Raw genomic sequence first — 20,374 nt, 5'->3', positions numbered from 1 at the left:
TAGTATAGTGTACTAATTTATCCATTATATATTCCGTTATCTACTCATATTTTATTATTTTTCACTGTAATGCTATATTATACCTTACTCTATCCGCTTTGTCAAGTCTTTTTTCGGGTAATGTCCGGGGTTAAAGGGAGGGCAGCGCCCTCCCTTAGTCTGTATAGTAAACCCCTGTAACTATCGTGTATAATACGTAAGAAAACTATGCAACGAAAAATCAAACTAAAATACTATTTTGCTGCCTTTGCAGCTATTGAGGCAGTGTTGGTTCTGTTACTGCTGTTTTTTATGAATACCACAAAAAATGAGACACTAAGCAGAGCGACAAACCAGTTGCGAGTTAATTACCAAAGTGTTTTCTCTAACTTCAGCCTGATTGGGCACTCTATATACTGTGATATATCCAGCAGGCCGGAAATCCTCAAAATTATCTCTGACGCTAACTCAGCCGACAAGAACGGGAAAACTCTGTTACGTAACAACTTATACAACATGTTAAGCCCGTTTTACGAAAAACTTAAAGACCTTGATGTTGTCCAGCTTCATTTTCATTTGTCTGACGGCACTACCTTTTTAAGATTTAACAAGCCAGGTCTATATGACGATTATCTCAAAGATGCCAGATACTCTATAAATTTTGTATTAAGAAGGAAAGTTCCTGTTGAGGGGTTTGAACACGGCTTATATTTCAGCGCTTTCAGATACGTGTTTCCAATCTTTAAAGACAATGTTTTTGTAGGCAGCTTTGAAACAAGTGTTCATTTTAGTGGTTTTGAGAAAAGTCTGTTTATGAAATTACCAGCAGAATATGTTTTTATGGTTAATAAGGAAAGCATTAACAAAAAGCCTGCTGACTCAACTTTGCATAAATACACGCAAAACTATATTAGTGACGACTTCCTGATTGAGCCCTCAGATATTGGAAACAACTGCTATGCGTCTTTGAAGAGGGGTAACACAGAAAAGATTTTGCGTATGATAAAACCCAATGTTGCCGGCATTTTAAAACGGAAGCTGTCGTTTTCTCGTTTGCTTAAATTTGATGATAAGTATTATATAATTTCCTTTCTCCCGATACTCAGTACGGAAAAACACGTTGATGCTTACCTTCTCTCAGTTTCGGAAAACAGAGACATAAAATTATATGAGGATTTTTTCTTAAGACTCGTTGCCGGAACTCTTATTCTTATTTTGATTATTTCGCTACTGTATATTAATAACAAAACTATCAAACACAAAAAGATAATAGAGTCTGATCTTAAGTTTTTACAATTATTTCTGGAAACCATACCACATCCTGTTTTTTTTACTGATTACAATGGAAAAGTCATGGGTTGTAACAAGGAATTTGCTGATATTGTCAGAGTGCGCAGAAGAGATATCATTAATCATCTGGCTCATGAAATTCTCCCTGAAGAGCTCTATAACATTTTAAGCATTAAAGATACAGAACTGTTGAATAACGGTACAAAACAAATCTATGAAGCTCGAATCACATACAGTGATGGCAAAATTCATGACGTGATAGTTGTCAAAGCACAGGTGGTGTCCAAATCCAAAGGATATGGAATTGTGGGTAGTCTTTTAGATGTGACCGAACATAAGCGAATAGAACAAATGTTGGTCAACAATGCCCGCATGGCGTCTATGGGTGAGCTGATAACAGCTATAGCTCATAACTGGAGGCAGCCAATTAATGAAATTGCTCTTACAATTGGCGATATCGAGGACGCTTTTGAATTTGGACAACTGGATAAGGCCTACCTGCGGGAATCTGTCCAAAGCGCAATGTCCACTCTTCATTCCATATCTGACACAATCAGCGAGTTCAGGACTTTCTACAAACATTCTGATGTTTTAGAGGAATTTGACGTGGGCTCAGCGGTTGAGGATACTTTAAAGAAATTTACTGAAGCTATCGAAAGTTTAGGGATAAAATGTAAAGTAAAACTTTTAGAAAATGTTAAAGTAAAAGGTTATGAAAGTGAATTTAAACAGGTTTTTTTAAGCATCCTCAATAATGCAAAAGATGCAATCATGGATACAGCATTAAACGACAACATCGGCAATATCGAAATCACTATGAGCACGGAATCAAATAAAGTTGCAGTTTCTGTAGCGGACGATGGAGGTGGGATTCCGGAAAGAGTTTTAAACAGGATTTTTGATCCCTACTTTACCACTAAAATGCAGGGTAAAGGTATCGGTATGGGATTATATCTAGGTAAAATAATCATAGAACATAAGATGAAAGGCCGTCTGTTTGCCCACAATGCTGACGGTGGAGCGGTTTTTACAATCGAGCTGCAAATTACGTGATTTATTGATTATTAAAGCCAGTTTCTATATTATAGAGTCATGACAAGTGCATCTCATTTTATATACCCACCATTAACTAAAAGCTCTTCTATTTTCTGTGCATAAAATAAATTCCCTTCATCATAGGTATGCACTGTATCTCTAAAGTATTCAGGATGGTGATCTAAAATACCATCAAACGAAACAAAATCGTTGCTATTGTATTTTCTCTTCAGTTCTAATATGATATTATTCACATTCATATTAAATGAATCAATATAGCCAATGACTTCTTGATGATTATAATTATAATTTCTATATTTAGGATTTACAGGTTGAAGAATAAATAAGGTTTTCAGATTATATGCTTTTGATATCTTGTACATTTTTTCCCAATTATTGATAAAATATAATATTGAATCAGTGAACTCGTATGACGAATTCTGGTTACTTTTTTCATTCATTTTTTGCATTATTACGTTTAATCTGTTTTTCATGTCTAATGAAGGGCTTATTTTGGTTAAAAAGTGGCTAGCTGAGAGTAATTTATCCATTGTGGTTAAATCGTCTATGGCTCTGTTAGTAGCTCCTTCGTATAGTTTAAAATTAAAAGGAAATCCTAATCTTTTTTCAAAATTAAAAGATGTATTAGCGTCGTTAAATCCGTCAAAAAAAATCATAATATCAGGTTTAAGGTCTATTACTGTATTTGTTAAGAGCGCAAGTTCCTGACTTGATACTGCAGATACTATCCCTGCATTTACTACACGTATTTGATATTTGCCGTTGTATCGTTCATTTAACATTTTTTCGAGGTATCCGCTTATAGTTGTTTCATTGGTAAGTCCATTAAAAACTACTGAACCTCCTAATATAAAAATTCTAATTTCATTGTGCTTTTTTTCATCAAGATTATTGTTATAACGAAAACCATATCTGTTAGTCACTATATGTGTTAAGTTCCCTAGTTTACCTTTCTGTTGTTCTGAATTTATATAGATATCAACATTGGGTGTGGAATGAAACATAATGTATGGATAGGGTTCACGATAATCGAATTCCATTGTTTTTGAGTTTGAAGTTTTTTTATTTTTATAATAATCATATGAGGTGAATATTAACTCAAGAATAAAAAACAGGACAAACAAAATGAAAAAATTAACTGAAGCTACAATTAAAAGTCTTTTGATATAACTGGTCGCTTTGTTTATAAACATATTTCCTCCTTGATAATCCTTAGCAGTTTCTAACAAATCCTTGGCAGTTGATCGTGAGTCAGCATTTCAACGATACGTTTTCCGCCTAAGGCTGTCTCTACTATGACCATACCTTCTGGGGCTGTCAGTACCTCTCCGATTATAGCCGAGTTTCTGCCGTGCGGGTGTTTTCTCATTACTTCAAGTAATTTGTCAGCATCCTGCTTATCAACAATTGCTATTAAAATCCCCTCGTTAGCAATGTAGAGCGGGTCAAGTCCCAGAAGATCACAAAGTCCTTTGACCTGATCTGCTATGGGTAACAGGTGCTCCTTTATCATGATACATTTGCCTGAGGCTACGGCACCCTCCTTCAGAGTTGTGGCGATTCCTCCCCGGGTTGGGTCTCGCATAAAATGTATATTTTTTGAACAAGCAAGCATTTCTTTGATAAGAGCGTTTAACGGCCTTGAGTCGGTCAGAAGGGGGGGGGTAAAACTCAGCCCGTTTCGACCGGCCATTATGCAGGCTCCGTGATTGCCTATCTCACCGCTTACTATGACGACATCGGAGATTTTTATTTTAAGCGGAGAAATCTCAACATCTTCTGACAAAAATCCAACACCTGCTGTGTTTATAAAAACGCCATCCGCTTTTCCTTTCTCTACGACTTTTGTGTCCCCTGTCACGATTTTTACACCTGCTAAAGAGGCGGCTTTTGACATTGACTCAACTATTTTGCTAAGGTCAGAGATCAAAAATCCCTCTTCAATTATAAACGCAGCACTGAGATATAATGGCTTTGCGCCACAAACAGACAGATCGTTTACGGTTCCATTTACCGCAAGTGTGCCAATATCACCGCCCTCAAAAAACAGCGGAGACACTACAAAGGAATCCGTCGTAAAGGCAAGTTTTCCGGGTGCAACATTTAAGATTGCAGAGTCAGTCATCTGTCCTAAATCGAAAGCCGGTACAAAGTGCTTTTCTATAAGCTCGTGCATAAGCTTTCCACCGCCGCCGTGGCCAAGTAAAATTCTATCCATGAGTCAGTCCTCCGTACCGGTAATAAGCGGCACAACTGCCCTCAGAGCTCACCATACAAGCTCCAACCGGATTTTCGGGTCGGCAACCCTTACCAAAAAGCGCACACTGTGGAGGCGTCTTAATTCCCCTTAAAACATACCCGCACATGCAGGCGCTTGAGTCGGCAGTGTCAGCTTTAACATCTATCGGAAAGGTTTTCTTAACATCGAAGTGTGAATAGGCATCTTTGAGTGTTAATCCGCTTTGGGGAATCAAGCCAATCCCCCGCCAGTACGCTTCAGATACATCAAAATATTTTGCAATCATAGAAACCGCTTTAGGGTTCCCTTCAGGTCTTACAACTTTAGAGTACTGGATTTGAATCTGAGCGTTCTTTTCTGCAATCTGCACAAGCAGCATGTATATACCCATGAGGATTTCATCGGCGTTAAAGCCTGTTATTACTCCGGGCTTGGCATACTCTGACGCTATGAATTCATACGGCGCTTTGCCGATTATGGCACTGACATGGCCGGGGAGGATAAAGCCGTCAATATTAACATCCGGGGAATTTAGCAGAGCGCTGAGAGCCGGAGGAACCAGTTTATGAGCGCTGTAGATATAGAAATTACTGATGCCTCTCTCAATAGCCTCCTCAATGGTAGCGGCAATAAGAGGCGATGTAGTTTCAAAACCAGTTGCAAAAAACACGACTTTGGAACTGCTGTTGTTTGTGGCAATCTGAAGCGCATCACGCGGTGAATAGACAACCTCAGAGCGTGCCCCCTGAGCCCGTGCCTTATAAAGTGACATTTTATTAGAGCCGGGAACGTGCATCATATCTCCAAACGTGACAAGCACCACTCCTGGCATCTTTGACAAGCTTATCGCGGCATCAATGTCATTAACACTTGTAACACATACGGGGCAGCCGGGGCCGCTTATCAGCGATATCTGTTCTGGGAGAAGCGCTTTTATCCCATGCCTGAATATGCTTACCGTGTGCGTACCACAAACCTCCATCAGTTTCACCACTTTTGACGGTGCTATCTCATGTATTAGTTTAACTAAGTCGTTCATATGGTTTTAGACCGTGTGTGAGTTTAACATATTAGGGAGATGTAGTGCCTCCTCTTAGGGAAAGTAATAAGGGAGAGGGCAAAGCCCTTTCCCTTATTACTTTCCCTAAGAGGAGGCCAGCCCCCTTGACCCCAGGTTTTTTTGGCAGCGATTGGGTAGTTTGGTTTCAAGTCATGTTGGTGTGCCTGTGGGTAGATAATTTTTTAACCGGCGTTCCGCCGCTTAAAAAGTTTCAATGAGAGCTCCGCCCTCAAAACAGACGATCAGATTAAAAGATTTATAAAGATTGTCACTTTGAAGGTAATTCAGTATGATTTTGGGTAAAACGTATCTTTTTTTCTGGATTAAATCTTTCCAACCACAAGTCATTTGTAATCATCAGGTTACGGTCCAATATATCCAGTAAGTTACTTATTCAACAAACGTTTTAACCTATTAAACCCCATCCAATTTCTGATAGATCTTCTTTTGAGATTTTCATCAATCCAGCTTTCATCTTCTACGAATTTGAAGAAATCCATCTCCCTGTACCGTGTGTGTTTTATAAAATGAGTATCTATAAAATCTAAACTCCTTTTCTTAACTTCATTTGTATCAGGATTAATAAAATAAATGTTTTGCAGGTTTTTATTATTATTTATTGCTAAAGCCAACAAGCTTTTAGCATAAATATCTGTCTCTGGAAAAGAGTACCCTATGATTATCAACCGTGTTGCAGTACTTAATTCTTTATAAACCTCTGTCCAAACATCTTTGATTTTAGTGTCGGATTTGTTCCATGTCGGTGGCACTAAAAAAGTCTCTCCATCTTTGGTTTCCCAATTAATAGAGCCGTGGAGCTTAAATAATTTTAGTCTTAATGTACTATTTGTGTTTTTTAAATCAACCGGCACGTCAAATCCTCCGATGCTTTTATCACGTATATTTTCATTAGACTTCATGTAGTCACATGATATTGGAGGCTCAGGAATATGATTGTCATTTATTCGATAATAATTAATAATTCTTAAGGAGGCCTCTACTATGAGGTCATAATTGAATGTTATTATTGAATCATAATGTAACGTCGGTTTATCTTTTAACAAAAGGCTTAAAAAAGCGGCATAGTGATGGTATCCAGGGTGTATTGTCATACCTGTAGGATGCTCCCTAAATGGCTTCGGTGTGAGTTCTTGCAGCACATCAGCAATTAGCTTAATAAAATCCTTTTTTCGTAGTTCACATTCTTCATGTTTTGTCCCTTCTGTGAAAAACAAGTTCATTTCCAATAAATTAAAGATGTTTTCAAGATTAAACATTGAGATGGAAACGTAGTTTCTTATTTTTGACAACTTATCTATGTAATCAAAAACATTATTAAAATGCTTATACTTATCAGTGTCTTTAAAATATATAGTGCGTGCTGTTTGTAGAAAATCATCCTGCAATGGCAACCCCAACCCCTTCGAAAAGCCAGCTCCTAAGATATAAACGTTTTTATCACTCTCAGACATATCTCATCAGAGTCACCAGATAAATTTCCATAATCAATTAAACCTCAGTTACCATAGTTTACCCTACTATAACCAATTTGAGACCGTTGCAAAAATATTATAACACCAAAGTTGAGTTCAAAAATATAACAAAATGTTATAGAAAAAGGATGAGATTGCCACACCCCCTGCGGGGGTTCGCAATGACGGCGTGGGCTGTGCGTGGGCGTACCTATCCGTCATTACGAGGAGCGATAGCGACGTGGTAATCTCATCATTATTATATTTTAGGCTGCTACTCGGTATTAATTGGGAAATACTTTTCCCCCATTTTGGGAATTTTGCAACGGTCTCAAGTTAACTTCGTCAACAGACCTAATATCAACATCCTTTTAGCGGGCAAAGCTAGACCCCAAATGGGGATTACCCTGTAAGACTTTTTAACGAATGAACACTTATGGTTTTGGAATTCCAAGGTCCTTACATATTTTTCTTGCAAGAAATTCATCTATTTCGTTATGACGAGGGATTACTGAGGTTTTATTCCCTGCAAAGTTTACATAAACTGTATGATTAGCGCCTTCACGTATTAATAAACATCCATTACTTTCAATAAATCGTATTAAATCTTTGCGCTTCACATTGTTATTAGGCCAAAGTCCTCTCTTATGACATCTTCCCCTGCGAGATTTTTTTCTGTAAGTTGACGATTAACCTCTAATATAAGCATAACGGCTTCAGCCAAGTTACTTTTTGTCTCCTCCAACGTCACTCCCTGGGAGTTTGCTCCCGGAAGCTCTTCTATATAACCAATATACCCATACAGGGATTTACGGTAAATAGCTGTTAGTTTCTCTTTCATAGTGCATTTATTATATCAAATTTTTATAGACTAAAGAGAACATTATTTTAGTCCTAAAAATCTTTTAATCTGAACATCCTTTTAGCGGGCGGAGCTCGCTGTGAAACTTTTTAAGCGGCGGAACGCCGGTTGAAAAATTCTTTAACCCCACAAGTAAACCAATCAACCTTCAGACACCGGCAACCAATCGTCGCCAAGAAACCTGGGGTCAAGGGGTTTAGACCCCTTGCAGGTGGGGATTTGAAGGGGAGGACAGCGTCCTCCCCTTCACTATACACTACTCCCTCTCTCTTACAATATAAGCCTGACCGAGGGACAGTCCACCGTCGTTGCACGGCACTTTTTCATTTACATAGACGTTCATACCGGCACTTTTAAGCCGCGCTGTCGTTTTATTTATAAGGAAAGCGTTTTGGAAAGTTCCACCGGTTAGGACTACGTCTCTGATTTCATGTTTTGAGCTTATATTATTAACCACCTCACAAATTACGGCAATTATGGTGTTATGAAATGCCGCCGATATCTTTCCTTTGTTCACAAAGTTTAATGTATCAGAGACTATGTTTGAGATGGTTAATGAAAAATCAATAACTCCGTCGTTTGTGATTTGAAACGGGTAGGCGCCGGTATGATTTTCATCAATTACGGACTCTAAAGCCATTGCGGCCTCAGCTTCAAACGTGTTTATATCGGTGAGGGAGAGCATTGAGGATACCGCATCAAAAAGCCGTCCGGCGCCTGATGACAGAGGGCTGAATTGTTTAAGTGATATAATCCGTATCAGATTTTCTATGAATTTTTTGCCGTGTCTGTCCATAAATCCAATACTTTTGAGGACATTAGGGGCATCTTCCTTAAACACATCAACTATGTAACTTACGGCCATCCGGCGGGGTTCTCTGACGGCTTGAGAGCCTCCGGGAAGCGGTACGTATTTAAAATGAACTATCCTTTCAAAGTTATAAACATCTGCGACTAAAAACTCCCCGCCCCATAAATTGCCATCCGTGCCAAAACCTGTGCCGTCAAGCACTACACCGATTGCTTTGCCTCTGAGGTTATGTTCGGCTGCCACTGAGCCAAAGTGCGCGTGGTGGTGCTGGACGGTGGTCTTTGCAATCTGTGTATTGTAAGCGGATGTGACAAAATATCCCGGGTGCATGTCACAGGCCGAAAGTGTGGGATTTACATTGTATATGGACATCATGTGTTTAAGATTAGCCTTATAAAATTCAATTGTATCAACGCTTTCCATATCTCCGGTATGCGGCCCCGGGATTGCGTACCGGCCTTTAGTCAGAGTGAAAGTGTTTTTTATGTCTCCGCCATATGCGATAACATCGGGGCCCTCGTGAGAAAGAGTAATCGGAGCTGGTACAAATCCCCGCGCTCTTCTGATTAAACTTACCGTATTGTCAGCCCTCACGCTCAAAACTGAATCATCAATACCAAGGTAAATATCCCTGTTGTGGGTGATAAAGGCATCTGCTGTGGAGGATAATTTTGTTAGCGCCTCCTCGTTGCCGTAAATTATCGGCTCACCGGAGAGGTTTCCGCTTGTCATAACCAGCGCCTTAAAATTAGGATGTTTTGCTTGAACCGGATGATAAAACAAAAGATAATGAAGCGGAGTGTAGGGCAGCATAAAGCCATAAGCCGGGCTCTGACCACTTATGCCAAAGGGTAGGGTAGCGTTTTTTTTCTTTAGCAGCACAACAGGTTTTTGTGGACTTTCTAATATTTCACGCTCTTTGGCTGAAACATGGGCAAACTCCTCAATAATTTTAACACTGGGGGTCATGATAGCAAATGGTTTGTTGCCTTTTCTTTTTTTGTCTCTTAATCTTTTAACCGCATCCCCATTGAGAGCATCACAGCAGAGGTGAAAGCCGCCAAGACCTTTAACGGCAAGGATTGCTCCGGCTTTTAAGTATTCAATTGCGTTTATAATGGGATTTGTTGAGGGGGTTGGGTTGGTTATAGCGAGAAACTCAACCTTTGGGCCGCAACGTGGGCAGGCATTAGGCTCTGCATGAAACCGCCTGTTTCCGGGGTCCTCGTATTCAGAGAGGCAGTCATTGCACATCGTAAAGTCAGACATCGTTGTGTTTACTCTGTCGTAGGGGATGGTTTTAGTTATTGTGTATCTGGGGCCGCAGTTGGTGCAATTAATAAAAGGGTAAAGATACCTTCTGTCGGAGGGCGTCAAGAGTTCTTTGAGGCAGTCCCCGCAAATTGACATGTCAGGGGAGAGCATAGTAAAAGCAGATGCTTCAGTAACACTTGTTAAGATTTTAAAATCGTTGTCGCCTTCTACAGTAAGCGATGATGAGCTAACGTTATCAATATGAGAAAGGGGAGGGGGGGTTTTTAAAAGTTTTTGAATAAAGCTTTCGGTTTCCTCGCCCTCAATTTCAATTGTAACGCCCGATGTGGTGTTAGTCACAAAGCCGGTAAAACCGCAGGATTTTGCTAAATTATACACATATGGCCTGAAACCGACTCCCTGTACAGTACCCTCAACTGTTATCTGAGTCCTTTTAACCACGCACAAAGCTCCTCTACCCCGTCTTTGGTTTTACACGATGTTTTAAATATCTTAATCTCAGGGTGTATTGTCATGGCATCTTTTTGGGCTCTGTCCATATTAAAGTTGGTATAGGGCAAAAGATCTATTTTGTTAAATATCAAAGCAGCCGATTCACGAAACATCAGCGGGTACTTAAGTGGCTTGTCGTCTCCTTCGGTTACACTTAGTACCATCAGCTTAATGTCCTCTCCGACTTTAAACTCGGCAGGACAGACAAGATTGCCAACGTTTTCTATTATAAGCATATCGAGAGAGTCAAGCGGCATGGAATCCAGTACCTCGCTTATCATGTTGGCATCGAGATGGCAGGCGCCTCCTGTGTTAATTTGAACAACCGGTACATTAAGAGCGTCGATTCTTCGGGCATCCTCTGAGCCTGTGATATCGCCCTCGATGACCCCGACTCTGAGCCTTTCGCTCTTTAGTTTTGTAATAACAGCTTCAAGAACGCTTGTTTTACCGGCTCCGGGAGCTCCCATAAGATTTATGGTGTAAACACCGGCAGCCTTTAGTTTACGAGCGTTAGCGTCAGCAAGGCGGTCATTTGCCTCAAGTATTTTTGATACAACTTGTATGTTCATATTGCCTCCAGACAGAGCATTTGTAGTTCAAAACCCTTAGTAATAGATACATCAGTTGACTGACATTCAGGGCATATTAGTATAAAACTATCAGTGGGCTCAAATATTTGTGCACAGTTTTTACAAACACACTCGGGTGCGACTTTCTCAGTGATGAGTGACGCTGTTTCAGCTATTGTTCCAGCTTTTATAGCATCAAAGGCAAAGTTAAGTGCTTCACTCATTACGCCTGAGGCAAGCCCCACCTGTATAGTCACCGATTCAATGCGGTTGCATCCACTCTCTAAGCAATGGCTGACAGCGCTATCAAGTATGCTTTGAGCAATATACAGCTCGTGCATTATCCCTGCGTAAGGGCTGAAAGTGCTCCGGCTTCTTTAAAAAACCTGAGAGTTTCCATAGCGGCTGTTTCATCAACTCTTTGTATAGCAAACCCCGCATGAATTAACACATAATCCCCTACGGAGACCTCCTCAGGCATCAGAAGCAGACTTATCTCCCGCCGCACTCCCATAACGTCCACTACCGACAGGTGGTTATTTATGCTTACTATTTTTGACGGCACTGCTAAACACATGTTATATATTCACATTTCCTTTCTACCTAACGGCAGGCCCGATTATGCTTTCAATCAGGTTAATATCAGCACCATGAACTTGCTGTCCGTTGACGATTAAAAATGGGGTACTGTTGACGCCAAGCCGTTCAGCCGTGGATTTATGGATATTGATAGTTTCTGTAACGCTTTTACTGTTGCAAGATTGTGGCCTTTCACTGTCATATTTTCCGGCAAAGGTTTCTTCAAGTGTTTTCCATGAGTTTTTTGAACATAAAATTAAACGTACTTTGGATTCAGCAAAAGGATGTAATTCTTTAAGAGGTACAAAGAATATATATCTTGTTATATCTTTCCTAGTATTCAAATAGGTGTTTAGTTTTCTGCAAAACGGGCAATCAGGATCATCAAATTCGATGACAACATTCTTTCCCATGCCAACCCGCATAGCTGCATCCAAAGGGATTTCCTGCTTTTCAGCGCCGATTGTAAAATTAGCATACATACACACTACTGATAGAAAAACAACAAGTAACACAACGATTTTAATTGCCTTCACAAAAACCCTCCGCACATTTCTTTTACTACTACAATAAATAAATTTCCATATGTAGGTCAAGGTTGAAAAAAAATCCTTCTTGTCATATAATCCAATGAGGGGTGTGGATTTAAAAAACACTACGGAACAATAAGGAGGCATATTATGGACATTTCAAAAAGCAATAAAGATTTTTCACGTAATGCTATGACTTTTTTATTTGCGTTGTTAGCGCTCATTAGTCTTAGCGATAGCATATATGGCGCAACTGTCAGCACAGATAATACAAGCACCACATTGAGTAGAGCAATAACGCTTGGCGGCAGCGCTGATGATGTAGCCTTCACTATAGCAAAAACATCAGATGGCGGTTTTATAGTCGGAGGATACACAGAGTCCTTTGGCCAGGGCAAAAGAGATATCCTGTTAGTTAAGATGAATAAATTAAACGAGATAGATTGGCAATATACCTATGGCGGAGCTGACATAGATAACGTACAGTCAATAAAGCAAACAACAGACGGCGGTTACATTGCCGCAGGATATACTAAATCCTTTGGTGCCGGTGGCTTTGATATGTGGGTATTGAAGTTGAAATCAAATGGCCAAATTACGTGGCAATATACCTATGGCGGCTCAGATACGGATTATGCAAAATCGGTAGAGCAGACCTCAGACGGCGGATATATTGTGCTTGGTTATACCGGCTCCTTCGGTGCAGGGTTACATGATATTTGGGTACTTAAACTTAATCCTGATGGCACTGTAAAATGGCAAAAAACATACGGTACCACGGATGTCGAAAACTCCTACGCAATACGACAAACCTCAGATGGAGGGTACATTATCAGCGGAAACAAAGTCAGGGTCAGTGATGACGTTGTAGAGATTTTATTTATTAAACTGGATTCCGATGGGTTAGTAAAATGGTCAAAAACTTATGGTAAAGGAGGGCAGTCCTTTTCATTTTCAACACAGGAGACTACCGATGGCGGATATATTGTCTCCGGTTACTCAAATGCTTTTGGAGCCGGAGGGATGGATGTGTGGGTGTTTAAATTAAACAAAAGCGGAGACACAGAGTGGCAAAAGTCATATGGAGGAACAGGAAATGATTACGCTTACTCAGTGATTCAAACCTCCGATGGCGGCTATCTTGTAACAGGAAACACCAACTCATTTGGCTCTGGCGGGTACGATATGTGGGTTCTTAAGCTAAAAAGTGACGGTTCAATAGCGTGGCAAAACGCTTATGGCGGCAAAAATGATGATTCTGCCAATTCTTACTCTGCTTATGAGACCGCAAGCGGGAGATATATAGTTTCCGGTAACACTAAGTCTTATGGAGCTGGAGGCGCTGACTTTTGGGTTGTTACCATAGCCTCAGACGGTACATCGGGTACTTTTACAACTAAGACAAATGCAACCGCCGCTGATACAGATGTAACCGGAAAGGATGTATCGTTAAAACAGATAACCACAACTGTTCTGCCGGCACGTACAAATGTGTCAGCCGTTAAAAGCACTGTGGTAGTTGGATATCAAAAATAAAAGGTACTTGAAAAAATATCCTTAAAAATGATACATTTCATCTACAATAAAGAAAATGGGGGTAGTATGAACAAAAGAATTTTCTATTATTTTGTTATAAGTGTATCGGTTTTATTTTTTGTATTTAATTCAAAGACAGCTTTTTCAGTACCACCGGCGCCGTGGGAGTTAGATGAGATAGATGGCAAAGCCGCTCCTGATTTTGAACTGCACTCAGTAGATGGCAACATTGTATCTCTGGCTTCTTTAAAAGGAAAAGTGGTGCTTCTTAACTTCTGGGCAACGTGGTGTCCACCGTGCAAGGAGGAAATGCCTTCAATGGAGGCTCTGTCTAAAATGTTTAAAAATGATAATTTTACTGTACTTGCCGCCTCTGCAAGTTCCCCAAATGATATAAAAAAGTTTGCGCAGAAAAATCATGTTACTTTCCAGTTCCTTTTAGACCCCAAAAACAAGATAGCAAAATCTTTCAAAGTCTATATGCTGCCGGTTACTTTTTTAATAAGTAAAGAAGGAGTGATTGTTAAAAAATACATAGGTGCTCAAAATTGGACTGAACCTGCTGTCGTTAACGACATAAAAAAACTTCTGCGTTAACCTGACTATATTAATTACAGTTATTAGCAAAACTATATTTTGTTTTTCAAGTTGACAATAAAAACTCTTGTTCTTATAATCAATCAATTGCTTTGATTAACAAATCAGGTTTAGGGATACTAAACAAAAGTATTATCTGTGTATGAAACAACAAATACATGGGCTAAAAAGAGGGGGTGATAACGGTAACGGATTGTGATAGTTAAAAATGGTAGATCAGGGCAGGAGAAGGTTTAAGTAGTTAAGTATAATAAAAATTGAATGTACTGGGAGGTAAAATGAAGAAGTTTTTATTTTTAACGTTAGTAATCGTGTTTGTAGCGGCGATGGCTGTGGTAGTCTCTGCTGATGAGCCTAAGCTTGAGGGAATAGCGTATATTCAAGGACACGGCGGCCATATAGCATTAGTGGATTTGGCAACAGGCAATGTAGCCAGATATGCTCACGGTAAAGCCAGCGATGCTCTTACTCTGTCAAAAGACGGTAAGACAATTTATGTGTTCTCTCTTGACGGTTTCTCAAAGGAAATAGACATAGCAACCGGAAAACAGACCGAATGGCAGAAATTAGGCAAAAAGCACTGCGGGTCGGCACTTGCTCCTGACGGTACAGTATGGGTATCCGATATGGATGATGGTAATGTTTACGTCTATGACATGAAATCAAAGAAGTTAAAAGACAGTTTTAATGTAAGTAAGTCAATATGCGGAATATCTTTTTCAAAGGATGGCAAACTTGCGTATGTATCCGACATGCCTGGCGGCTTTATCAGCATAGTTGACGTTGCCACTAAAAAAGTAACAGGTAAAATCACCGGCGCAGGTGCATATATTCACCGTTCGAGGATGAACCCTGCCATGACAGAGATATGGCAGTCAGATGGTGCGGAACTAAAAGACGGTAAGCCTGCAGGTATTGGCTACACTGATGCCGGCGGAATCCCTGGTTCAGTTAAGATTATTGATGTAAAGACCAATAAGGTTATAGATAGTCTTTTAATCGGCGGAAACCCTCACGATGTTGATTTTTCACCTGACGGCAAATATGCTCTTGTTGTGACAAGACAGCTTCCAGAGGCTGATGACAGCGCTATAGTTGTAGTTGACACCAAGACAAAGAGAGTAGTAAAAGAATACTCAGCTTGTAAGAAATGCCATGGCGCGCTTGGCCTGGTTATTGATAAAAAACATGAGGATGGCGGAAAACCGTTCCTGTGTGGCATCGAGGTAAACTGGAAAGAGAAGAAACTCCCTGCTTCAGCAGAACCAGCTCCAGCTAATTAAAACTCCTTAACAAATAAGTTAGATATCGCAACTGAAAGGCCGGATTAACTCCGGCCTTTTTTTATCAGGAGACATTTAACATCTTTTAAAGGATTGGGTTTAAGATGCTTTACTGGCCCAACCGGTCTCGCCCTTATGCTGTTTGAACACATTCATATATTCCACCTGAAGCTGGTTATAATCATTTTCTATATTATTGTAGTCGTCTTCTTTTTTCTTTATAATCTCCTCTAATTCTTTTATTTTATCTTCCGAAAGTTTTTTACTCTTCTGTAGCCCTTCGATTTTTCTTGCTATTTCCGGATTGATATGTTGAGACGAAATATCCATAGCCGTTGATTGCTCATTAGATTCATCACCGAATGAAAGATTGCTTTCTGCACCGTCATTGGATGTTTCTTCTTGTTGTGTTATCAGTACTTCTACGCATCTGTCGAGTTCTGAATTCAATAACTTACAGTCAGAGATCGCTTTGTTTATTTCATTGGACTTAGTGTCTGTCTTTTCAAGAGATTTAGCTATAGTTTCACTTGTATTTCTAATCTTTCTGAACTCCTTAACTACGTGGACAAACATATCTTTATAGCCCAGAAGTTTTATAGTCTCCCTCTTTTGTGAGCTTAAAGCGTCTTTTAATTTCTGCTGTTCCTCAAGGGTCAAACCTTTGCTCATAAAGCTTGAAGCAGCAGTTAAAAAATGATTAAACCGTCCTTTCATGATTTTATCCACATTGCCGTCAAATAAATGATACCAGAAAGATTCCATCGTATCTTTTTTACTATGCAATGCCTCAAGGGCGGTATTTGCTAAGTTTAGTTTGGTTGAGTCTATTTCATTTGATATTATAGCCTCTTTGTCAAAATGTACAGCTGTTTTATCGTCAAAAACTTTAATTTGGTTTTCAAGACTTTCTATGTCTTTCATTAGCAGATTCTCGAAATTTTTATCATTAGATTTTTTTCTGTATCTTTTTACTGCGACATACATTACTCCTATTATAATCAGCAGTATTCCAATAAGCTCAAGAATGAAATAAAACGCTAAAGCATCAATTTGTATCATTTCTTTTCCTCCAAAAAAAGTTTTTTATAGCGCCGTTCGTTTTCTTGTTTATGTAATACAGGACAAACAAAACAAAATTAATAGCTAAGAACTCAATAAATGCTCTCAGCTTACTCCTTACTTTTACAAGAAATGTTCTTTTTTTTATATTTGTTACGGTAACTTTTGGCTTAATAGTAGTCATATTGTCGTCATTGTTAGTAGTTGTGTATTCCTTAGCAAAAACCGCATACACTCGTTGCCGTAAATAATCCTTACTTTCAACCGTTATTTTTATTATATGCAGTCCTCCTTGTGTTGGTACGAATTGAGATACAAAAACATGTTCATTTTTTACCCAGCCAAAGTTAACATTCATTGTTTTATTATCAGGATAAGATATTTGGGCATTTACCTTTGCCTCCTTGCCAATTTCCTCCTGACTGACGGGGAAATCGTTTATATCAAACCATGCTCTCATCTTAAAGGGTTTTGCCAGCGGGATTAAATTACCTATTATATTCGTATTCAGATTAAATGTTGATTTAATATAAGCTTTGTTTTCTTTACTGTAGCTAAAAAAAATATCCCAGGTGCCTGTAGTGGCATTATCTATTTTTACTATATCGAAATCGTTTCCTGTTAACCATACCATCCCTGAGTGCGTACTTTGGACAGCTAGTTTTCTGCCTGTAGGCTGTTGAAGTAATATTTTTGTTGATGGAGTGTCTTTTTTAGCCAAAAGTGTAAAGCTATTTATAGATTCGTCAATAGTTAACTTGTTTAATTTAATGGGAAGGATTTCAGGTGATTTTATAACTTCATATAATGTTGAAAAAACATGATTAAATGTTTCTATATTTGTTTGAAACAAGACTCCGCCTGTATTAAGAGATGTGTCCTCGTATAAGGTTTTACCTGTTAAATCGTTTAACCATACGACATAAAGGGATATATCGGACGCCTTTAACTCTTTGGACAACATCTGAAGGCGACCTTGAGTATTACCGGCATCTTTTTCTGCGTTTGTTGAATTTGAATTCAGAAATGAAGTAAAAATTATGGTTTTTTTATGGCCATGATTCTTTGATATTGTGTCGAAAGCTAACTTTATACCCTTGTAGCTGTCACCGGTATTACTTGTACAGATAACACCATCTACTATTTCGCTGTTTGTAGCTTCGGTCAAATCTTTTTGAGTATAAACTGTATCTCCCATGGCAATGATACCAAATCTGTCATTTTCATCAAGAAGATGAACGAATTGCTTAAGCGATGATGAAAGCACACTTATCTGCTTACTATTTCCGGCAGCGCCAGAGCAATTAAATAAAAATAACACGTCCAATTGTTTCGGGCTATTTATCTTTGCAGCGGTTTGATTATCGGAGGCTATGGCAGCATGTGGAGAAATGAATAAAAATTGAAATATAAATAGAATAAAGAATATATTTTTAGATTTACCTGAAACGGCCGGATTGAGGAGTGGATTTTTATAAATCGCTAAAATAATAAAAAAAACTCTGCCAAAAACAAATAAATTCATCCGGCACCTATGCTAATTTTCTACATAAATAATCATTATAAATAAGTAAAATACCTATTTTTATTCATTTTTATAAACGCCATACAATGTCTTATCGGCTGAAATCATAAAATCTTAGGTCAGTGCATGGCTGTTTATTATAAAAACATACCAAAACAATTTGGTGACATGCTTTTTTTTAGTTATAATATTGTATAATTAATCAGTCGTTAAGGTTAAATTGTTAAGATGAATATATCAATAAACACGATAGCTCAGAACAATCTGAGGCGGAAGATATTTAGAAGCATTGCCATAGCCGGAGCTGTTATGGTGGTGTCAGCTACGCTGTTTTCCATTACCACTGTGATGGACTCCGTGGAGTTAAGCCTAAAAAGAAGCATTCAGCGCCTTGGGGCTGACATAATGGTAGTGCCCAAGGGGTCGGAGGTCAAAGCAAAGGCCTCGCTTCTGTCAGGTGAGCCGACTGAGTTTTACATGGATAACACGATTGAGGACAAGATAAAAAAAATAAAAGGAGTTAAACAAACAGCCGCTCAACTGTATTTGTTAACCTCAAAGTACAGGTGTTGTGATGTCGGCGAGATGCTGATGATAGGGTTTGATCCCAAAAACGATTTCACTATAATGCCGTGGCTTACGGAAAGCCTGAAGCGTGATATTAAAGACAATGAGGCAATAATGGGCAGAGCAATTACTGCCTTTCAGGTAGGATCAAGTGTGACGGCTTATGGCCGGGTTTTTAAAATAGTCGGTATGATAGAGCAAACCGGTATGAAGTTTATTGATACCTCTATGTTTCTCCCTATGGATGGAGTAAGAAAGGCTATTGAGGAGTCAAAGAATAAAGGTAATAAAGCCGTGAATATACCTGAAAATAAGATATCCACTGTGCTGGTTCAGGTGACACCTGATATGCCACCCTCGAGGGTCGCCATATTCATAGAGTACGACATACCTGGCGTTACGGCAATAGTCTCAGAGGAGGTTATCTCCACAGTCAGAAAGCAGTTGTTTATACTTCTTAAGAGTGTACTTTCTATAAGCGTACTGCTGTGGGTCATGGCGATTTTTTTAATAGGTCTTGTGTTTTCCATGATTGTCAACGAAAGACGGCGGGAAATAGGCCTTCTCAGGGCAATGGGGGCTAAGAAAAAGGACATATTCCAGCTTATCATGACTGAGGCCTCAATTCTGTCTGTGATAGGGGGTTTGGCAGGGATAGTTTTAGGGGGCTCTTTTTTATTTTTCTTTAAGGACTTTATCAAGTCTTCTCTGAACATTCCATACCTATGGCCTGAAATGTTACAGTTTGCACTGCTTATTTACCTTACTCTGTTGCTTTCGTTGTTAACTGGCGCCATAGCGGCTTTTTATCCGGCGGTACGGTCTATGAAAATGGAGCCTTACGCAGCAATAAGAAAAGGTGAGTAGAGAGCGGGGGATTTTTACAGATGATTGAACTGACAGAGATATCGAAACATTATATAATCGGAAAAGAGAAGCTAAAAGCCGCGGATAACGTTAACCTGCTGGTTGAAAAAGGGGATTTCTTATCCATAGTCGGACACTCCGGATCTGGTAAGACAACGCTCCTTAGTATTGTTGGCGCACTAACAAAGCCTGATATTGGCACGGTTAAAATAAACGGTACAAACCTGTGGTCAATATCTGATAATGAGCTCTCAGAGCTTAGAAATAAACTTATGAATTTTATATTTCAGTTTAGCAGTCTTATCCCCACACTTACCGTACTTGAAAATGTACTTCTGCCAACGGCTTTTTCCAAGGAAAGAATCAACAGGAACGATTATGCTATGGCATTGCTTGATATGGTAAGAATTCAGGATAAAGCCAACATGTATCCATCACAACTGAGTGGCGGTCAGCAAAGAAGAGTTGCCATTGCACGTGCCTTTATAAATGAACCGGCAATTGTGCTGGCAGATGAGCCTACAGGAGACCTTGATGAAGAGACCGAGGCTGAGATTATGTCTTTATTTAAGAAAATGAACGAAGATAAGGGGGTTACTTTTCTGCTTGTAACCCATAGTTCAGAAATAGCAAAGCAGTGTAAAAAAATATACAGAATGACCCACGGTGTTTTGAAACCTTTATAACTGCAGCCAGTTAGTCCTAAATTTCGAGATTTCC

The 20,374-nt window shown here is 39.3% G+C and carries 19 protein-coding genes; 6 read left to right on the top strand and 13 right to left on the bottom strand.

What is annotated here, in order from left to right; translation table 11 throughout:
- Positions 1 to 207: 207 nt before the first annotated feature.
- The gene (locus tag HQK88_07380; protein ID MBF0616624.1) at positions 208 to 2,322 is read left to right on the top strand and encodes a PAS domain S-box protein; all 2,115 of its coding nucleotides are present in this window, start codon (positions 208 to 210) and stop codon (positions 2,320 to 2,322) included.
- A 53-nt stretch (positions 2,323 to 2,375) separates the two neighbouring features.
- Here HQK88_07380 and HQK88_07375 read toward each other — a convergent pair whose 3' ends face one another.
- From HQK88_07375 to HQK88_07325, 11 genes are all read right to left on the bottom strand, one after another.
- On the bottom strand, positions 2,376 to 3,518 hold the full coding sequence (locus HQK88_07375; protein MBF0616623.1) for an SGNH/GDSL hydrolase family protein: 1,143 nt from the start codon (positions 3,516 to 3,518) through the stop codon (positions 2,376 to 2,378).
- A 29-nt stretch (positions 3,519 to 3,547) separates the two neighbouring features.
- Entirely contained in the window at positions 3,548 to 4,543 is a 996-nt protein-coding gene (hypE, locus tag HQK88_07370; protein MBF0616622.1) for a hydrogenase expression/formation protein HypE, read from the bottom strand.
- Positions 4,536 to 5,603, bottom strand: a complete 1,068-nt coding sequence (gene hypD, locus HQK88_07365) for a hydrogenase formation protein HypD (protein ID MBF0616621.1) — start codon at positions 5,601 to 5,603, stop codon at positions 4,536 to 4,538. The genes hypE and hypD overlap by 8 nt, the downstream gene beginning before the upstream one ends.
- 407 nt (positions 5,604 to 6,010) lie before the next feature.
- The gene (locus HQK88_07360) at positions 6,011 to 7,096 is read right to left on the bottom strand and encodes an SIR2 family protein (GenBank protein MBF0616620.1); all 1,086 of its coding nucleotides are present in this window, start codon (positions 7,094 to 7,096) and stop codon (positions 6,011 to 6,013) included.
- A gap of 434 nt (positions 7,097 to 7,530) precedes the next feature.
- Positions 7,531 to 7,716 (bottom strand): type II toxin-antitoxin system HicA family toxin, encoded by a 186-nt coding sequence (locus HQK88_07355; GenBank protein ID MBF0616619.1) that lies wholly within the window; start codon positions 7,714 to 7,716, stop codon positions 7,531 to 7,533.
- Positions 7,713 to 7,937, bottom strand: coding sequence for a type II toxin-antitoxin system HicB family antitoxin (locus HQK88_07350; GenBank protein MBF0616618.1), 225 nt, complete (start codon positions 7,935 to 7,937; stop codon positions 7,713 to 7,715). The genes HQK88_07355 and HQK88_07350 overlap by 4 nt, the downstream gene beginning before the upstream one ends.
- 277 nt (positions 7,938 to 8,214) lie before the next feature.
- The gene (gene hypF / locus HQK88_07345; GenBank protein ID MBF0616617.1) at positions 8,215 to 10,485 is read right to left on the bottom strand and encodes a carbamoyltransferase HypF; all 2,271 of its coding nucleotides are present in this window, start codon (positions 10,483 to 10,485) and stop codon (positions 8,215 to 8,217) included.
- A complete protein-coding gene (hypB, locus tag HQK88_07340; protein ID MBF0616616.1) occupies positions 10,464 to 11,108 on the bottom strand; it encodes a hydrogenase nickel incorporation protein HypB in 645 nt (214 codons plus the stop codon). Before hypB ends, hypF begins: the two co-directional genes overlap by 22 nt.
- Positions 11,105 to 11,449 (bottom strand): hydrogenase maturation nickel metallochaperone HypA, encoded by a 345-nt coding sequence (locus HQK88_07335; protein ID MBF0616615.1) that lies wholly within the window; start codon positions 11,447 to 11,449, stop codon positions 11,105 to 11,107. The genes hypB and HQK88_07335 overlap by 4 nt, the downstream gene beginning before the upstream one ends.
- The gene (locus tag HQK88_07330) at positions 11,449 to 11,685 is read right to left on the bottom strand and encodes a HypC/HybG/HupF family hydrogenase formation chaperone (GenBank protein MBF0616614.1); all 237 of its coding nucleotides are present in this window, start codon (positions 11,683 to 11,685) and stop codon (positions 11,449 to 11,451) included. The genes HQK88_07335 and HQK88_07330 overlap by 1 nt, the downstream gene beginning before the upstream one ends.
- A 22-nt stretch (positions 11,686 to 11,707) precedes the next feature.
- Positions 11,708 to 12,223 (bottom strand): thioredoxin fold domain-containing protein, encoded by a 516-nt coding sequence (locus HQK88_07325; GenBank protein ID MBF0616613.1) that lies wholly within the window; start codon positions 12,221 to 12,223, stop codon positions 11,708 to 11,710.
- 144 nt (positions 12,224 to 12,367) lie between these two features.
- Here HQK88_07325 and HQK88_07320 point away from each other — a divergent pair, with 144 nt between their 5' ends.
- From HQK88_07320 to HQK88_07310, 3 genes are all read left to right on the top strand, one after another.
- A complete protein-coding gene (locus tag HQK88_07320) occupies positions 12,368 to 13,753 on the top strand; it encodes a hypothetical protein (protein ID MBF0616612.1) in 1,386 nt (461 codons plus the stop codon).
- Positions 13,754 to 13,819: 66 nt separating this feature from the next.
- Positions 13,820 to 14,350, top strand: coding sequence for a TlpA family protein disulfide reductase (locus HQK88_07315; protein MBF0616611.1), 531 nt, complete (start codon positions 13,820 to 13,822; stop codon positions 14,348 to 14,350).
- Between the two features lie 278 nt (positions 14,351 to 14,628).
- Positions 14,629 to 15,633: a PQQ-binding-like beta-propeller repeat protein gene (locus HQK88_07310; GenBank protein MBF0616610.1), complete on the top strand. Its 1,005-nt coding sequence runs from the start codon at positions 14,629 to 14,631 to the stop codon at positions 15,631 to 15,633.
- 99 nt (positions 15,634 to 15,732) lie between these two features.
- Here HQK88_07310 and HQK88_07305 read toward each other — a convergent pair whose 3' ends face one another.
- The gene (locus tag HQK88_07305) at positions 15,733 to 16,695 is read right to left on the bottom strand and encodes a hypothetical protein (protein ID MBF0616609.1); all 963 of its coding nucleotides are present in this window, start codon (positions 16,693 to 16,695) and stop codon (positions 15,733 to 15,735) included.
- On the bottom strand, positions 16,682 to 18,022 hold the full coding sequence (locus tag HQK88_07300; protein ID MBF0616608.1) for a VWA domain-containing protein: 1,341 nt from the start codon (positions 18,020 to 18,022) through the stop codon (positions 16,682 to 16,684). The genes HQK88_07305 and HQK88_07300 overlap by 14 nt, the downstream gene beginning before the upstream one ends.
- A 426-nt stretch (positions 18,023 to 18,448) precedes the next feature.
- Between HQK88_07300 and HQK88_07295 the strand changes: the two genes are divergently transcribed.
- On the top strand, positions 18,449 to 19,654 hold the full coding sequence (locus tag HQK88_07295) for an FtsX-like permease family protein (protein MBF0616607.1): 1,206 nt from the start codon (positions 18,449 to 18,451) through the stop codon (positions 19,652 to 19,654).
- 20 nt (positions 19,655 to 19,674) lie between these two features.
- The gene (locus HQK88_07290; protein MBF0616606.1) at positions 19,675 to 20,340 is read left to right on the top strand and encodes an ABC transporter ATP-binding protein; all 666 of its coding nucleotides are present in this window, start codon (positions 19,675 to 19,677) and stop codon (positions 20,338 to 20,340) included.
- Positions 20,341 to 20,374 lie beyond the last annotated feature (34 nt).

Source organism: Nitrospirota bacterium (assembly GCA_015233895.1).
Taxonomy (GTDB): domain Bacteria; phylum Nitrospirota; class Thermodesulfovibrionia; order Thermodesulfovibrionales; family Magnetobacteriaceae; genus Magnetomonas.
This window is presented reverse-complemented; position numbering and strand designations above follow the sequence as displayed.

Bases quoted from the DNA above. Each gene is read 5' to 3' on its own strand.
- HQK88_07380 (MBF0616624.1), top strand. From the start codon at position 208: ATGCAACGAAAAATCAAACTAAAATACTATTTTGCTGCCTTTGCAGCT.
- HQK88_07375 (MBF0616623.1), bottom strand. From the start codon at position 3,518: ATGTTTATAAACAAAGCGACCAGTTATATCAAAAGACTTTTAATTGTA.
- hypE (MBF0616622.1), bottom strand. From the start codon at position 4,543: ATGGATAGAATTTTACTTGGCCACGGCGGCGGTGGAAAGCTTATGCAC.
- hypD (MBF0616621.1), bottom strand. From the start codon at position 5,603: ATGAACGACTTAGTTAAACTAATACATGAGATAGCACCGTCAAAAGTG.
- HQK88_07360 (MBF0616620.1), bottom strand. From the start codon at position 7,096: ATGTCTGAGAGTGATAAAAACGTTTATATCTTAGGAGCTGGCTTTTCG.
- HQK88_07350 (MBF0616618.1), bottom strand. From the start codon at position 7,937: ATGAAAGAGAAACTAACAGCTATTTACCGTAAATCCCTGTATGGGTAT.
- hypB (MBF0616616.1), bottom strand. From the start codon at position 11,108: ATGAACATACAAGTTGTATCAAAAATACTTGAGGCAAATGACCGCCTT.
- HQK88_07335 (MBF0616615.1), bottom strand. From the start codon at position 11,449: ATGCACGAGCTGTATATTGCTCAAAGCATACTTGATAGCGCTGTCAGC.
- HQK88_07330 (MBF0616614.1), bottom strand. From the start codon at position 11,685: ATGTGTTTAGCAGTGCCGTCAAAAATAGTAAGCATAAATAACCACCTG.
- HQK88_07320 (MBF0616612.1), top strand. From the start codon at position 12,368: ATGGACATTTCAAAAAGCAATAAAGATTTTTCACGTAATGCTATGACT.
- HQK88_07315 (MBF0616611.1), top strand. From the start codon at position 13,820: ATGAACAAAAGAATTTTCTATTATTTTGTTATAAGTGTATCGGTTTTA.
- HQK88_07310 (MBF0616610.1), top strand. From the start codon at position 14,629: ATGAAGAAGTTTTTATTTTTAACGTTAGTAATCGTGTTTGTAGCGGCG.
- HQK88_07305 (MBF0616609.1), bottom strand. From the start codon at position 16,695: ATGATACAAATTGATGCTTTAGCGTTTTATTTCATTCTTGAGCTTATT.
- HQK88_07295 (MBF0616607.1), top strand. From the start codon at position 18,449: ATGAATATATCAATAAACACGATAGCTCAGAACAATCTGAGGCGGAAG.
- HQK88_07290 (MBF0616606.1), top strand. From the start codon at position 19,675: ATGATTGAACTGACAGAGATATCGAAACATTATATAATCGGAAAAGAG.